Source organism: Actinomadura sp. NPDC048955 (assembly GCF_040649435.1).
In the GTDB taxonomy this organism is placed as follows: domain Bacteria; phylum Actinomycetota; class Actinomycetes; order Streptosporangiales; family Streptosporangiaceae; genus Spirillospora; species Spirillospora luteofluorescens.
Window position 1 is genome coordinate 222,263 of the sequence record NZ_JBEZJI010000001.1, and the last position, 13,727, is coordinate 235,989.

At 72.1% G+C, this 13,727-nt stretch carries 14 protein-coding genes; 11 read left to right on the plus strand and 3 right to left on the minus strand.

Annotated elements, in window-relative coordinates:
- Nucleotides 1-29: 29 nt before the first annotated feature.
- Nucleotides 30-3,560: a DNA polymerase III subunit alpha gene (dnaE, locus tag AB0C84_RS01075; protein ID WP_361059883.1), complete on the plus strand. Its 3,531-nt coding sequence runs from the start codon at nt 30-32 to the stop codon at nt 3,558-3,560.
- Between the two features lie 405 nt (nt 3,561-3,965).
- Here dnaE and AB0C84_RS01080 read toward each other — a convergent pair whose 3' ends face one another.
- Complete coding sequence (locus AB0C84_RS01080; protein WP_361059886.1) at nt 3,966-4,661, minus strand: DUF6882 domain-containing protein; 696 nt, start codon at nt 4,659-4,661, stop codon at nt 3,966-3,968.
- A gap of 128 nt (nt 4,662-4,789) precedes the next feature.
- On the opposite strand from AB0C84_RS01080, the gene AB0C84_RS01085 reads away from it, so the two are divergent.
- Nucleotides 4,790-5,392 carry a hypothetical protein gene (locus AB0C84_RS01085; protein ID WP_361059889.1) on the plus strand — a complete coding sequence of 201 codons (603 nt, stop codon included), beginning with the start codon at nt 4,790-4,792 and terminating at the stop codon, nt 5,390-5,392.
- Here AB0C84_RS01085 and ybaK read toward each other — a convergent pair.
- Both ybaK and AB0C84_RS01095 read right to left on the minus strand, forming a co-directional pair.
- Nucleotides 5,276-5,773 (minus strand): Cys-tRNA(Pro) deacylase, encoded by a 498-nt coding sequence (ybaK, locus tag AB0C84_RS01090; RefSeq protein WP_258939010.1) that lies wholly within the window; start codon nt 5,771-5,773, stop codon nt 5,276-5,278. The two genes, AB0C84_RS01085 and ybaK, sit on opposite strands and share 117 nt — an antisense overlap.
- A gap of 22 nt (nt 5,774-5,795) precedes the next feature.
- Nucleotides 5,796-6,458 (minus strand): LON peptidase substrate-binding domain-containing protein, encoded by a 663-nt coding sequence (locus tag AB0C84_RS01095; protein WP_179842765.1) that lies wholly within the window; start codon nt 6,456-6,458, stop codon nt 5,796-5,798.
- A gap of 121 nt (nt 6,459-6,579) precedes the next feature.
- On the opposite strand from AB0C84_RS01095, the gene AB0C84_RS01100 reads away from it, so the two are divergent.
- The 9 genes from AB0C84_RS01100 (at nt 6,580) to AB0C84_RS01140 (ending at nt 13,720) form a co-directional block, all read left to right on the plus strand.
- Entirely contained in the window at nt 6,580-7,392 is an 813-nt protein-coding gene (locus AB0C84_RS01100; RefSeq protein WP_361059893.1) for a PhzF family phenazine biosynthesis isomerase, read from the plus strand.
- 113 nt (nt 7,393-7,505) lie between these two features.
- A complete protein-coding gene (gene hisD / locus AB0C84_RS01105) occupies nt 7,506-8,813 on the plus strand; it encodes a histidinol dehydrogenase (RefSeq protein WP_361059896.1) in 1,308 nt (435 codons plus the stop codon).
- Nucleotides 8,810-9,931, plus strand: coding sequence for a histidinol-phosphate transaminase (locus tag AB0C84_RS01110; RefSeq protein WP_361059899.1), 1,122 nt, complete (start codon nt 8,810-8,812; stop codon nt 9,929-9,931). The genes hisD and AB0C84_RS01110 overlap by 4 nt, the downstream gene beginning before the upstream one ends.
- On the plus strand, nt 9,928-10,521 hold the full coding sequence (gene hisB, locus AB0C84_RS01115) for an imidazoleglycerol-phosphate dehydratase HisB (RefSeq protein WP_179842761.1): 594 nt from the start codon (nt 9,928-9,930) through the stop codon (nt 10,519-10,521). The genes AB0C84_RS01110 and hisB overlap by 4 nt, the downstream gene beginning before the upstream one ends.
- Nucleotides 10,522-10,523: 2 nt before the next feature.
- A complete protein-coding gene (locus tag AB0C84_RS01120; RefSeq protein ID WP_361059902.1) occupies nt 10,524-10,694 on the plus strand; it encodes a hypothetical protein in 171 nt (56 codons plus the stop codon).
- A gap of 13 nt (nt 10,695-10,707) precedes the next feature.
- Nucleotides 10,708-11,343 carry an imidazole glycerol phosphate synthase subunit HisH gene (gene hisH, locus AB0C84_RS01125; RefSeq protein ID WP_361059905.1) on the plus strand — a complete coding sequence of 212 codons (636 nt, stop codon included), beginning with the start codon at nt 10,708-10,710 and terminating at the stop codon, nt 11,341-11,343.
- 34 nt (nt 11,344-11,377) lie between these two features.
- On the plus strand, nt 11,378-12,097 hold the full coding sequence (gene priA / locus AB0C84_RS01130; RefSeq protein WP_179842758.1) for a bifunctional 1-(5-phosphoribosyl)-5-((5-phosphoribosylamino)methylideneamino)imidazole-4-carboxamide isomerase/phosphoribosylanthranilate isomerase PriA: 720 nt from the start codon (nt 11,378-11,380) through the stop codon (nt 12,095-12,097).
- Complete coding sequence (hisF, locus tag AB0C84_RS01135; RefSeq protein WP_361059909.1) at nt 12,094-12,855, plus strand: imidazole glycerol phosphate synthase subunit HisF; 762 nt, start codon at nt 12,094-12,096, stop codon at nt 12,853-12,855. The genes priA and hisF overlap by 4 nt, the downstream gene beginning before the upstream one ends.
- Nucleotides 12,856-12,871: 16 nt before the next feature.
- The gene (locus AB0C84_RS01140) at nt 12,872-13,720 is read left to right on the plus strand and encodes a hypothetical protein (RefSeq protein ID WP_361059912.1); all 849 of its coding nucleotides are present in this window, start codon (nt 12,872-12,874) and stop codon (nt 13,718-13,720) included.
- The last annotated feature ends 7 nt before the right edge of the window (nt 13,721-13,727 follow it).

Genomic DNA, 13,727 nt, shown 5'->3' on the forward strand with positions numbered 1-13,727 from the left:
GCATGCGACGAGCAGGAGGCGCAGCACGCATGGCCGACTCTTTCGTTCACCTGCACGTTCACACCGAGTACTCCATGCTCGACGGAGCCGCCCGGTTGAAGCAGATGTTCGAGGAGGTCGGGCGGCAGAAGATGCCGGCGATCGCCATGACCGACCACGGCAACATGCACGGCGCCTACGACTTCCACAAGCAGGCGACCGCGGCCGGCGTCACCCCGATCATCGGCATCGAGGCCTACATGGCGCCGGAGTCACGGTTCCACAAGAAGAAGATCCAGTGGGGCGAGCCGAGCCAGAAGCGCGACGACGTCTCCGGCGGCGGCCTGATCAACCACATGACGCTGTGGGCGCGCAACCGGTCCGGCCTGCACAACCTCTTCAAGCTCTCCAGCCGCGCCTACACCGAGGGCTTCGTCTTCAAGTACGCCCGCATGGACGAGGAGCTGCTCGCCGAGCACGCCGACGGCCTGATGGCCACGACCGGCTGCCCGTCCGGCAAGGTCCAGACCCGGCTGCGGCTCGGCCAGTTCGACGAGGCGCTGAAGGCCGCCGCGAACTTCCAGGACATCCTCGGCAAGGAGAACTACTTCCTGGAGCTGATGGACCACGGCCTCGACATCGAGCGCCGCGTCCGCGACGGCCTCATCGAGATCAGCAAGCGGCTGAACATCCCGCCGGTCGTCACCAACGACTCCCACTACACGCACGAGTCCGAGGCCACCGCCCACGACGCGCTCCTGTGCGTGCAGGTGGGCAAGCAGCTCGCCGACCCCGACCGGTTCCGCTTCGACGGCAGCGGCTACTACCTCAAGACCGCCGACGAGATGCGCGCCATCGACTCCTCCGACATCTGGGCCGAGGGCTGCCGGAACACCCTGCTGATCGCCGAGCGCGTCGACCCCGCCGGGATGTTCGAGTACCGCGACCTCAGCCCCCGCTTCCCCGTCCCGGAGGGCGAGACCGAGGAGAGCTGGTTCCGCAAGGAGGTCTGGCAGGGCCTGGAGCGCCGTTTCCCGGACGGCCTCCCGGAGGGCTACAAGGAGCAGGCCGAGTACGAGATGGGCGTCATCCTCGGCAAGGGGTACCCGTCCTACTTCCTCGTCGTCGCCGACTTCATCATGTGGGCCAAGGAGAACGGCATCCTGGTCGGCCCGGGGCGCGGCAGCGCCGCGGGCTCGCTGATCGCCTACGCGATGGGCATCACCGACCTCGACCCCATCCCGCACGGACTGATCTTCGAGCGGTTCCTGAACCCCGAGCGCGCGTCCATGCCCGACATCGACATCGACTTCCCTGAAGACCGGCGGGCCGAGGTCATCAAGTACACGACCGAGAAGTGGGGCGCCGACAAGGTCTCCTTCATCGCCACGTTCGGCACCATCAAGGCGAAGGCCGCCATCAAGGACGCGGGCCGCGTCCTCGGCTTCCCGTACGCGCTCGGCGACCGGATCTCCAAGGCGTTCCCGCCCGCCGTCATGGGCAAGGACATCCCGCTGTCGGGCATCTTCGACGACAAGCACCCGCGCTACGGCGAGGCGGGCGAGCTGCGCAGGCTGTACGAGGAAGAGACCGACGTCAAGCAGATCATGGACCTGGCGCAGGGCCTGGAGGGCCTGATCCGCCAGACCGGCGTGCACGCCGCCGGGGTCATCATGTCCGGCGAGACGATCACCGACCACATCCCGATCATGCGCCGGGACGCCGACGGGGCGATCATCACGCAGTTCGACTACCCGACCTGCGAGTCGCTGGGCCTGCTCAAGATGGACTTCCTCGGCCTGCGCAACCTGACGATCATCGACGACGCGCTCAAGGGCATCCAGAAGAACAAGGGCGTCGACGTCGACCTGCTCGCCCTCCCGCTGGACGACCAGAAGACCTACGACCTGCTCGCCCGCGGCGACACCCTCGGCGTCTTCCAGTTCGACGGCGGCCCCATGCGCTCCCTGCTCCGGCTGATGAAGCCGGACAACTTCGAGGACATCTCCGCCGTGGGCGCCCTGTACCGGCCGGGCCCGATGGGCGCCAACTCCCACACCAACTACGCGCTGCGCAAGAACGGCGCGCAGGAGATCACCCCGATCCACCCGGAGCTGGAGGAGCCGCTCAAGGAGATCCTCGACACCACCTACGGCCTGATCGTCTACCAGGAGCAGGTCATGGCGATCGCGCAGAAGGTGGCGGGCTACACGCTCGGCAAGGCGGACCTGCTGCGCCGCGTGATGGGCAAGAAGAAGAAGGCCGAGCTGGACGCCCAGTTCGTCGGGTTCGAGCAGGGCATGATCGACAACGGCTTCTCCAAGGAGGCCGTGAAGACGCTGTGGGACATCCTCGTCCCGTTCTCCGACTACGCCTTCAACAAGGCGCACTCCGCGGCGTACGGCCTCGTCTCCTACTGGACGGCCTACCTCAAGGCGAACTACCCGGCCGAGTACATGGCGGGCGTGCTCACCTCCGTCGGCGACGACAAGGACAAGAGCGCCCTGTATCTGTCGGAGTGCCGCCGGATGGGCCTGAAGGTGCTGCCGCCCGACGTCAACACCTCCGAGGCCGACTTCACCCCGCTCGGCGACACCGAGATCCGCTTCGGGCTGTCGGCCGTCCGCAACGTCGGCACCAACGTCGTGGACGGCATCGTCGCGGCCCGCCGCGAGAAGGGCGCCTACACCGACTTCAACGACTTCCTCAACAAGGTCCCGCCGCCGGTGTGCAACAAGCGGGTGGTGGAGTCGCTGATCAAGGCGGGCGCGTTCGACGAGCTCGGCCACCAGCGCAAGGCGCTGCTGATGGTGCACGAGCAGGCCATCGACTCGGTCATCGACATCAAGCGCAAGGAGGCCGTCGGCCAGGACTCCCTGTTCGGCGCCCTGGAGGACGACGGCGGCGAGGACGCGTTCGCCGTCGCGATCCCCGAGGCCGAGGAGTGGGACAAGACCACCCTGCTCGCCTTCGAGCGGGAGATGCTCGGCCTGTACGTGTCGGACCACCCGCTCCTCGGCGTCGAGCACATCCTCGAACGGGAGGCCGACTGCACGATCGCCGTCCTGAACGGCGGCGAGCGCCCCGACGGCCAGGTGGTCATCGTCGCCGGCCTGCTCTCGGGCCTCCAGCGCAAGGTCACCAAGCAGGGCAACTCCTGGGCCATGTTCCAGCTGGAGGACCTGGGCGGCTCCATCGAGGTGATGTGCTTCCCGTCGTCCTACCAGCTGTGCTCGACCCTGCTGGCCGAGGACGCCATCCTCGTCGTCAAGGGCCGCCTCGACCGCCGCGAGGACGTCGCGAAGATCATCGCGATGGAGGTCGTCCAGCCCGACCTCAGCGTCACCGACGCGACCGGTCCGCTCTCGGTCACGCTCCCGCTGGGCCGCTGCACGCCCCCCACGGTCTCCCGCCTCAAGGAAGTGCTGATCACCCACCCCGGCACCGCCGAGGTGCACCTCCACCTCCAGAACGGCCCGCGCACAACAGTCGTCCGCCTGGACGACCGCCTCCGCGTAGCCCCGTCCCCCGCCCTGATGGGCGACCTCAAACAACTCCTAGGCCCCTCCTGCCTGGGTTAAATAGCTGGGCTCGACCAGGCCACTCGCGCAGACCAGAGCCAGAGCACAGACCGCAACCAACACCCCCGACAACCGCAACCAACACCCCCGACAACCGCAACCAACAGTCCCGACGGCCGCAACCAACGCCCCCGACGACCGCAACCGGCACCTCAGCCACCGGTGACCCTGGGAATCGCGATCGCGTCCGAAGGCAGTTTCGAGCGAAGCAAGAAACTGATCGCGCAGCGAGCCGCTAGGCGAGCCGGAGCGATGCCAGCGATCGCCCGCAGTGCCCGACGATGGAGGGCCGCCAGGCCCGAAGGAGGAGGGCACTGCAATAGACACAGCAGCGAGCCGCAAGGCGAGTCGGAGCGATGCAGCGATCGCACGCGGTTTCTTAGTTGTGGGCCCCCAGGCCCACAACTAAGAAACCGCAATAAGCTCAGCTTTCCAGTCGACGAAGCGGCCTGTGCCGTCGAAGTGGGCGCGGGCGGTGCCGCCGCCGGGGAGGGTGACTTCGGTGAGGTCGTCGCTCTGCCGGTAGGGGACGCGGTGGTGTGACAGGAGCCCGGCGAGGGTGAGGCGCGGCTCGTGGGGGAAGAGGCTGGCGGCGTTGGCGACGAGGCGGGGGAGCGGGACGGGGTCCCACTGGGCGGGCGGTGCCTGGGGGTCGTCGACGTGCAGGTAGGCGGAGCCGCCGTCGTAGCCGGCGCCGATGTAGCCGGAGCCGCCGAGGACGCCGCCGGCGGCCATCGCGATCAGTTCGCCGCCGTGGCCCGCGGGGCCTTCGTACCAGGACAGGTCGACTTCGGGGGTGGTGAACTCGGTGATGCCGAGTCGTTCGCCGAGGGCCCGGAGGATCAGGGTGGGGGCGACGGCGGGGTGGGCGTCGCCGAACTGGGGGTTGGCCCAGCCCCACAGCCAGGTGCGCTCGCGGGCGGCGTAGCTGCCGAGCAGCGAGACGCGGACCGTGACGCCGCCGCTGGTGTAGGTGCGGGCGGTCAGGTCGGCGCTCCAGTCCTCGCGCGGCAGGAACTCGGCGAGCGTCTCCTGCTGCTGCAGGACGACGGCCGCCAGGGCGGCGCCGAGGCGTTCGAACGCGGGGCTGAATCCGGACATGTCGGGCACATTATCCCAGTTATCGGGGCTGCCGTGGGCGGGAATCGGACACCCTTCGAGAGTCGATCGGCTGACCTGGGCAGGCTAGGCTTTCGCTGTCGGACGACTTGCAACTAGGAGCGTACGAGGTGCGGCGACCCACCGGGAGGCTCTTGGCGATCTGGGCGGTCACCAGCGCCGTCGTCACGTTGCTGGGGCCGCTCGCCGGCCTGTTGTGGGCGGCGGTCGTCCCGAAGGTGACGTACGTCGTCGTGCAGGGTGAGGCTCTTCTGGCCGACCCGGAAGGCCAGGGCCCGATCGGCATCGACGCCCGCTTCGCGCTGATCGTGCTCGTCGCCGGGATCGTCTGCGGTGTCGGCGCCTACCTGGCGGGCGGGCGCGGCAACGATTCCGCGCTGCTGCTCGGGCTGGCCGTGGGCGGCGCCGCGGCGGCCGTCCTCGCGTGGCAGACCGGGCACCTGATCGGGCTCGGGCACTACGAGGACGTGGTCCGCCACGGGCACGACGGCACCACCGTCACCGGCGTCGCCGACCTGCGCGCCAAGGGCGTGCTGGTGTTCTGGGCGCTGCCGGCGGTCGCCGCCTACGGGCTGCTGGAGCTGGTCGTGCGGCGGCTACCCGCGGGCGATGGCGGCGACGCGGGCGCCGGTGAGGCGGACGAGGTCGGCGGGGACGAGCTCGATCTGGAGGCCGCGCCGGCCGGCCGAGACGTAGACGGTCGCGAGCCCTGACACCGACGCGTCGATCACGGTGGGCAGCCTCCTGCGCTGCCCGAGCGGGCTGATCCCGCCGACGACGTACCCGGTGGCGCGCTCGGCGTCCCGGGGGTCGGCCATCCGCGCCTTCTTGCCGCCGGCGGCCGCCGCGAGCGCCTTCAGGTCGAGGGTGGACGACACCGGGACGACGCCGACGGTGAGGTTCCCGTCCACCTCGGCGAGCAGCGTCTTGAAGAGCCGGTCGTGCGGCACGCCGAGGGCGTCGGCGGCGGCCTCCCCGTAGGACTCGGCGTTCGGGTCCACCTCGTAGGCGTGCAGCGTGAAGTCGGCGCCGGCTTTCGCCGCGGCGATGGTCGCGGGGGTGCCCTTGCCGCCCTTGGCCTTGGCAGTGCTCATGGGGGCAGTCTGCCGTGGGCGTTCAGTTCGGCGTGAACGACCCGTCCAGGAACTGCCCGGCGGGGATCATCGGGAGCACGTCCAGGATGCGGTTCTCTCTGGCCAGCAGGTCGCTCTCCGCCTCCAGCCGCAGCGCCGCGTCCTCGTGCTCCAGCAGGCGCTGCTTCTCGTGCCCGTCCAGGACGAGGGACGCCGCGATCGCGTACGACAGCGCGACCGGGTCGCCGGGCGGCTCGATCTCCTCCAGCGGCCCGGCGCCGGCCGCGCCGAGGCGCTGCCGGTAGCGCCGGAACAGCCGCCGGACCCGCGCCGCGGCGGGCGCCGGGTCGGCGCCGGGCTCCTCGGGCAGGAACTCGACCTCGCCCCGCAGGTAGGGCCGGGACCGGTCCAGCTCCTTCACCCGGAACCGCCGGGTGCCGACGGCGACGATGTCGTACCGCCCGTCGGGGTGCGGCGTGACCTCGCGCAGCTCCGCGACGCAGCCGACCTCGGCGAGGCGGTGCGCCGCGTTCTCGCCGACCTCGTGGCCGAGTTCGATGCCGACGACGCCGAAGCCGCGGGGCTCGGGCTGTTCGAGGAGGTCGGCGACGAGCCGGCGGTAGCGGTCCTCGAACAGGTGCAGGGGGAGCACCAGGCCGGGGAACAGCACGGTGCCGAGGGGGAACAGGGCGAGGCGCTCGGTCACATCTTCTCTCCCGCGCTCCTGGGCGCTACCGGAAACGCCCGTGCCGTCAGGGTACGTCGCAAATGATGATCTTGGTAAGGGGTGATTTTTCACAGTGTGAAGCAGGTGTAGCGTCGGCGCCATGAGGATGCTCGTCGTGGACGCCTTCACCGGCCGCGCGTTCGCAGGCAACCCCGCCGGGGTGTGCCTGCTCACCGGTGCCGCCGACGCGGAGTGGATGCAGCGCGTCGCCGCGGAGATGAGGCATTCCGAGACGGCGTTCGTCCGTCCGCTCCAGGACGGGGACGCCGACTTCGAGCTGCGGTGGTTCACCCCGAAGACGGAGGTCGCGCTCTGCGGGCACGCCACCCTCGGTTCCGCCCACGCCCTCTACGAGACGGGGACGGCCGCGAAGGGCCGCCCGATCAGGTTCCGCACGCTCAGGAGCGGCGTCCTCACCGTCATCCCGGAGGGGGACGGCGCCCTGGCGATGGACTTCCCGGTGATGCGCGCCGACCCGGTCGAGGTGCCCGAGGGGCTCGCGGAGGCGCTCGGCGCCAAGGTGCTGCGCACCGGGCGCAACGCCCAGAACGACCTGCTCACGGAGGTCCCGGACGAGACCTCCGTGCGGGAGCTCGCCCCGGACGTCCGGGCGCTCGCCGCGATCGACGCCCGCGGCGTGATCGTCACGGCGGCCGCCGACCCCGGCGGGGAGCACGACTTCGTGTCCCGGTTCTTCGCCCCGCGCGTCCTGCCGGGCGACGCCGAAGACCCGGTGACCGGCTCCGCCCACTGCGCCCTCGCGCCCTACTGGGCCGAACGCCTCGGCCGCGGCGCCCTCACCGGCTACCAGGCGTCGCCGCGCGGCGGGCACGTCCGCGTGGCGCTGCACGGCGACCGGGTGACCCTCGCCGGCCGGGCCGTCACCGTCCTGGACGGCGCCCTGCGCGTCTGACGCGCCGCCCCGGGGCGCTCGTCCCGGAGAACGCCGCCGCGCCCGCGACGACACGGCGTCTCGGGACGTGAGACGGTGCGCGAGGGACGGAGGGCACTCCGTAGACTGGACGGGTGATTTCCCGTATCGACCTGCGCGGCTCGCTGCCCGGCGATCTGCGCTCCGTGCTGCCCCGCGCCGAACTCGACGTCGAGGCCGCCCTGGACAAGGTGCGGCCCATCTGCGAGGACGTGCGCCATCGCGGCTCGGCGGCGGTACGGGAGTACACCGCCCGGTTCGACGGGGTCGAGCTGGAGCGCGTCCGCGTCCCGGTCGAGACCGTGCACCGTGCGCTCGCCGAGCTCGACCCGGCCGTCCGGGACGCGCTGGAGGAGAGCATCCGCCGCGCCCGGGCCGTGCACCGCGTCCAGCGCCGCACCGACGTCACCACGCAGGTCGTGCCCGGCGGCACCGTCACCGAGCGGTGGATCCCGGTCGGCCGCGTGGGCCTGTACGTGCCGGGCGGCCGCGCCGTCTACCCGTCCAGCGTGGTCATGAACGTCGTCCCCGCGCAGGAGGCGGGCGTCGGCTCCCTCGCCGTCACCTCGCCCGCGCAGAAGGACTTCGGCGGCCTGCCGCACCCCTCGATCCTCGCCGCGTGCGCGCTGCTCGGCGTCGACGAGGTGTACGCCGCGGGCGGCGCGCAGGCCGTCGCGATGTTCGCCTACGGCACCGACGAGTGCCCCCGCGCCGACCTCGTCACCGGGCCCGGCAACGTCTACGTCGCCGCCGCCAAACGGCTGCTCAAGGGCGTGATCGGCATCGACGCCGAGGCCGGCCCGACGGAGATCGCGATCCTCGCCGACGGCACCGCCGACCCGGTGGAGGTCGCCGCCGACCTGATCAGCCAGGCCGAGCACGACACGCTCGCCGCCTCCGTCCTGGTCACCGACTCGGTGCGGCTCGCCGACGAGGTCGAGGCCGAGCTGAAGGCGCAGGTCGCCCGGACCCGGCACGTCGAGCGGGTCACCGAGGCGCTGGCCGGGCGGCAGTCCGGCATCGTCCTGGTCGACGGCGTCGACGTCGGCCTGAAGGTCGTGGACGCCTACGCCGCCGAGCACCTGGAGATCCAGACCGCCGACGCCGCCGCGGTCGCCGCGCGCGTCCGCAACGCCGGGGCGGTCTTCGTGGGCCGGTACGCGCCGGTGTCGCTCGGCGACTACCTGGCGGGGTCCAACCACGTCCTGCCGACCGGCGGGTGCGCCTGCCACTCCTCGGGGCTGTCGGTCCAGTCGTTCCTGCGCGGCGTGCACGTCGTCGAGTACGACCGCGACGCCCTCGCCGACGCCACCGCGCGCGTCGTCGCGCTCGCCGAAGCCGAGGACCTGCCCGCCCACGGCGCCGCCCTCAAGGCCCGCTTCGACTGGGAGATCCCTTCGTGACCTCGCTCAACGACCTGCCGCTGCGGGACGACCTGCGCGGCAGGGAGCCCTACGGCGCGCCCCAGCTGGACGTCCCGTACGCGCTCAACACCAACGAGAACCCCTACCCGCCGTCCGAGCGGCTCGTGAAGGCTCTCGGCGAGGCCGTCATGGACGTCGCCGGGTCGCTGAACCGCTACCCCGACCGGGACGCGGTCGCGCTCCGCGGGGACCTCGCCGCGTTCCTGAACGCCGACACGCCCGGCGCCGGCCTCACCACGGCCCGGGTGTGGGCCGCGAACGGCTCCAACGAGATCATCCAGCAGATCCTGCAGGCGTTCGGCGGCGCGGGCCGCACCGCGCTCGGCTTCGAGCCGTCCTACTCGATGCACCCGATCATCACCGGGGTGTCGGGGACCCGCTGGGTGAACGCCTTCCGCGACGAGGACTTCGGCCTCGAACCCGAGCGGGCCGTCGCGGCCGTCGAGGAGCACCGGCCCGACGTGGTGTTCCTGACCTCGCCCAACAACCCGACCGGCACGGCGCTGCCGCTCGACGCGATCGAGGCCGTCCTCGCCGCCGCGCCCGGCATGGTCGTCGTCGACGAGGCCTACGCCGAGTTCCGCCGGGCGGGCACCCCGTCGGCGCTGACGCTGCTGGACGGCCACCCGCGGCTGATCGTCACCCGGACGATGTCCAAGGCGTTCGCGATGGCCGGGGCCCGGCTCGGCTACCTGGCCGCCGGCCCCGCGGTGATCGACGCGCTGCTGCTCGTCCGGCTGCCCTACCACCTGTCGGCCGTCACCCAGGCCGTCGCGCGCACCGCCCTCGCCCACGGCGAGGAGCTGCTCGGCGGCGTCGAGGCGCTGCGCCGCGAGCGCGACGACCTCGTGGAGTGGCTGCGCGCCGAGGGGCTGCGGGTCGCCGACTCCGACGCCAACTTCGTCCTGTTCGGGACGTTCCCCGACCGCCGCCGCGTCTGGGAGGACCTGCTCGGACGCGGCGTGCTGATCCGTGAGGTGGGCCCGCCCGAGTGGCTGCGGGTCAGCGTCGGCACCCCCGCGGAGATGGCCGCCTTCCGCACCGCGCTCCGCGAGGCGCGCGGCGCGGGCACCGAGAACAGTGAGGAGAGTCCGTGACGCGCAAGGGACGAGTCGAGCGCGGGACCGGGGAGACCCAGGTCCTCGTCGAGATCGACCTCGACGGCACCGGGCGGGTCGACGTCGCGACCGGCGTGGGGTTCTTCGACCACATGCTGGCGCAGCTCGGCAAGCACGGGTCGTTCGACCTGACCGTCAAGACCACCGGCGACCTGCACATCGACAGCCACCACACCATCGAGGACACCGCGATCGCGCTTGGCGCGGCGTTCCGCGAGGCGCTCGGCGACAAGTCCGGCATCCGGCGCTTCGCCGACGCCTCCATCCCGCTCGACGAGGCCCTCGCCCAGGTCACCGTGGACGTCTCCGGGCGCCCCTACCTGGTGCACGTGGAGCCGGACGGCATGGCGCCGATGATCGGCCCCGAGTACGACACCACGATGACCCGGCACGTCTTCGAGTCGTTCGTGTCGAACGCGCGGGTCGCGCTGCACGTCCACGTCCCCTACGGCCGCAACGCCCACCACATCGTCGAGGCGCAGTTCAAGGCCCTGGCCCGCGCGCTGCGCGACGCCGTGGCGTTCGACCCGAAGGTGCACGGCATCCCCTCCACCAAGGGGGCCCTGTAGCCGTGGACGTCGGGGGCCTGCACCTCACCTACGGCACCGTGGCGATCTTCGCGGTGGCCGTGTTCCTGCTGGCGGGCGTGTACAGCTTCGTCAAGCAGGGCCTCAAGATCGCCGCGCTGCTCCTGCTGGTGCTCGCCGGGCTGGCGCTCGCCGGGGGAGTGATGTGGTCGTGAGGGTGATCCGGCCGTGAAGAAGATCGTCATCCTGGACTACGGCTCGGGGAACCTGCGCTCCGCCGAGCGCGCCGTCGCCCGCGCCGGCGCGGAGGTGACCGTCACCGCCGACTGGGACGCCGCGCTCGGCGCCGACGGCCTGGTCGTCCCGGGCGTCGGCGCGTTCGCCGCCTGCATGGCGGGCCTGCGCTCGGTGCGCGGCGACCAGATCATCGGCCGCCGCCTGGCGGGCGGCCGTCCCGTCCTCGGCATCTGCGTCGGCATGCAGATCCTGTTCTCCAAGGGCATCGAGCACGGCGTCACGACCCAGGGCTGCGACGAGTGGCCGGGCACGGTCGACCGCCTGAACGCCCCGGTCGTCCCGCACATGGGCTGGAACACGGTGGACGTCCCCGAAGGCTCCGCGCTCTTCGAGGGCCTGCGCGACGAGCGCTTCTACTTCGTCCACTCCTACGCCGCCCGCAGCTGGGACCTGGAGTCCGACCCGACCGGCACCATCCCGGCGCCGCTGGTCACCTGGTCCGAGCACGGCGACCGCTTCGTCGCCGCGGTCGAGAACGGCCCCCTGTGCGCCACCCAGTTCCATCCGGAGAAGTCCGGCGACGCCGGCGCCCGGCTCCTGCGCAACTGGCTCGCCACCCTGGCCTAGGCCCCCGTCCCATCTGCATCGATAGGGTTTCCGCATGACTTTGACGCTCCTTCCCGCCGTTGACGTCGCCGACGGCCGGGCCGTCCGGCTGGTGCAGGGCGAGGCCGGCACCGAGACCTCCTACGGCGCTCCGCTGGAGGCGGCGCTCGCCTGGCAGAAGGCGGGGGCGGAGTGGATCCATCTGGTGGACCTGGACGCGGCGTTCGGGCGCGGCTCCAACCGGGAGCTGCTCGCCGAGGTGACCGGGAAGCTGGACGTGAAGGTGGAGCTGTCGGGCGGCATCCGCGACGACGCGTCGCTGGAGGCGGCCCTCGCCACCGGGTGCGCCCGGGTCAACATCGGCACCGCCGCGCTGGAGGACCCCGCCTGGTGCCGCAAGATCATCGCTTCGCACGGCGACCGGATCGCGGTGGGGCTGGACGTGCGGGGCACGACGCTGGCCGCGCGCGGGTGGACGCGCGAGGGCGGCGACCTGTGGGAGGTCCTCGCGCGGCTGGAGGACGACGGCTGCCCCCGGTACGTGGTCACCGACGTCACCAAGGACGGGACGCTGCGCGGCCCCAACACCGAGCTGCTGCGCGAGGTCTGCACCCGGACGGACAAGCCCGTCGTCGCCTCCGGCGGCGTCTCGTCGCTGGACGACCTGCGGCAGCTGGCCGGGCTCGTCCCCGACGGCGTCGAGGGCGCGATCGTCGGCAAGGCGCTGTACGCGGGGGCGTTCACGCTGGAAGAGGCCCTGGAGGCCGTGAAGTGACCGTCGCCGTGCGGGTGATCCCGTGCCTGGACGTCGACGCCGGGCGCGTGGTCAAGGGCGTCAACTTCCAGAACCTGCGGGACGCGGGCGACCCCGTGGAGCTGGCCCGCCGCTATGACGCCGAGGGCGCCGACGAGCTGACGTTCCTGGACATCACCGCCTCCAGCGCCGACCGCTCCACGACCTACGACGTGGTGCGGCGCACCGCCGAGCAGGTGTTCATCCCGCTGACCGTCGGCGGCGGCATCCGCACGGTCGACGACGTCGACCGGCTGCTGCGCGAGGGCGCCGACAAGGTCTCGATCAACACCGCGGCGATCGCGCGGCCGGAGTTCCTGCGGGAGGCCGCGCACCGGTTCGGGTCGCAGTGCGTCGTGCTGTCGGTGGACGCCCGGCGCGCCGGGGGGACGCCGTCCGGCTTCGAGGTCACCACGCACGGCGGCCGCAAGGGCACCGGCATCGACGCCGTCGAGTGGGCCCGCCGCGGCGCGGAGCTCGGCGTCGGCGAGATCCTGCTGAACTCGATGGACGCCGACGGCACCAAGACCGGCTTCGACCTGGAGATGCTGCGCCGCGTCCGGGAGGCCGTCACCGTCCCGGTGATCGCCAGCGGCGGCGCGGGCGCCGTCGAGCACTTCGCGCCCGCCGTGGCGGCGGGCGCGGACGCCGTCCTGGCCGCCAGCGTCTTCCACTTCGGGGAGCTGAAGATCTCCGACGTCAAGGACGCGCTGCGCGCCGCCGGCAACCCCGTTCGCTGAAGAGGAAACCCCCCGCATGACCATCGCTCTCGCGACCTGCTCCCTGCTGCCCGACGGAAGCGACGACGTCCAGGACCTGATCGGCGCCCTGGCCGCCGAGGGCGCCGGCGCCGAGCCCGTCATCTGGGACGCCGGCGTCGACTGGACCCGCTACGACCTGGTCGTGATCCGCTCCACCTGGGACTACACCGCCCGGCGGGACGAGTTCACGGCATGGGCGCGGAGCCTGCCCCGCGTCCTCAACCCCGCCGAGGTCGTGCGGTGGAACACCGACAAGCGCTACCTGCGGGAGCTCGCCGGCGCGGGGGTCCCCGTCGTCCCGACCCGGTGGGACCCCGACGACGTCCCCTCCGACTGGCCCGAGTACGTCATCAAGCCGGCCGTGTCGATCGGCGCGGGCGACACCGCCCGCTGGGGTCCCGGCGAGGAGGACGCGGCCCGCGCGCACCTGCGCTCGCTCCGCGAGGCGGGCCGGACGGTGATGGTCCAGCCGTACCTGCCGGCGGTCGACACGGTCGGGGAGACGGCGCTGATCTTCTGCGACGGCGAGTTCAGCCACGCCTGCCGCAAGGCGCGGATCCTCACCGCCGGGGCGGGCGTCCAGGGCCACGTCCGGGACGACCCGGCGCGCGGCCAGGTCACCGCGTCCACGGCGACCGACGGCGAGCTGGAGGTCGCCCGCCGCGCCCTGGCCGCCGTCCCGCACGGCGACGATCTCCTCTACGCCCGCGTCGACATGATCCCCGGCCCGGACGGCGCCCCGATGCTCATCGAACTCGAACTGACCGAACCCGCCCTCTACCTCCACCACGCCCCCGGCAGCGCCGGGAGACTGGCGAAGGCGATCATCTCCCGGCTGCGCTGAGCCGTCT

Coding starts and splice junctions, on each gene's coding strand:
- ybaK (WP_258939010.1), bottom strand. CDS start 5,773: ATGAGCACTGCCAAGGCCAAGGGCGGCAAGGGCACCCCCGCGACCATC.
- AB0C84_RS01080 (WP_361059886.1), bottom strand. CDS start 4,661: ATGTCCGGATTCAGCCCCGCGTTCGAACGCCTCGGCGCCGCCCTGGCG.
- AB0C84_RS01100 (WP_361059893.1), top strand. CDS start 6,580: ATGAGGATGCTCGTCGTGGACGCCTTCACCGGCCGCGCGTTCGCAGGC.
- priA (WP_179842758.1), top strand. CDS start 11,378: ATGACTTTGACGCTCCTTCCCGCCGTTGACGTCGCCGACGGCCGGGCC.
- AB0C84_RS01140 (WP_361059912.1), top strand. CDS start 12,872: ATGACCATCGCTCTCGCGACCTGCTCCCTGCTGCCCGACGGAAGCGAC.
- dnaE (WP_361059883.1), top strand. CDS start 30: ATGGCCGACTCTTTCGTTCACCTGCACGTTCACACCGAGTACTCCATG.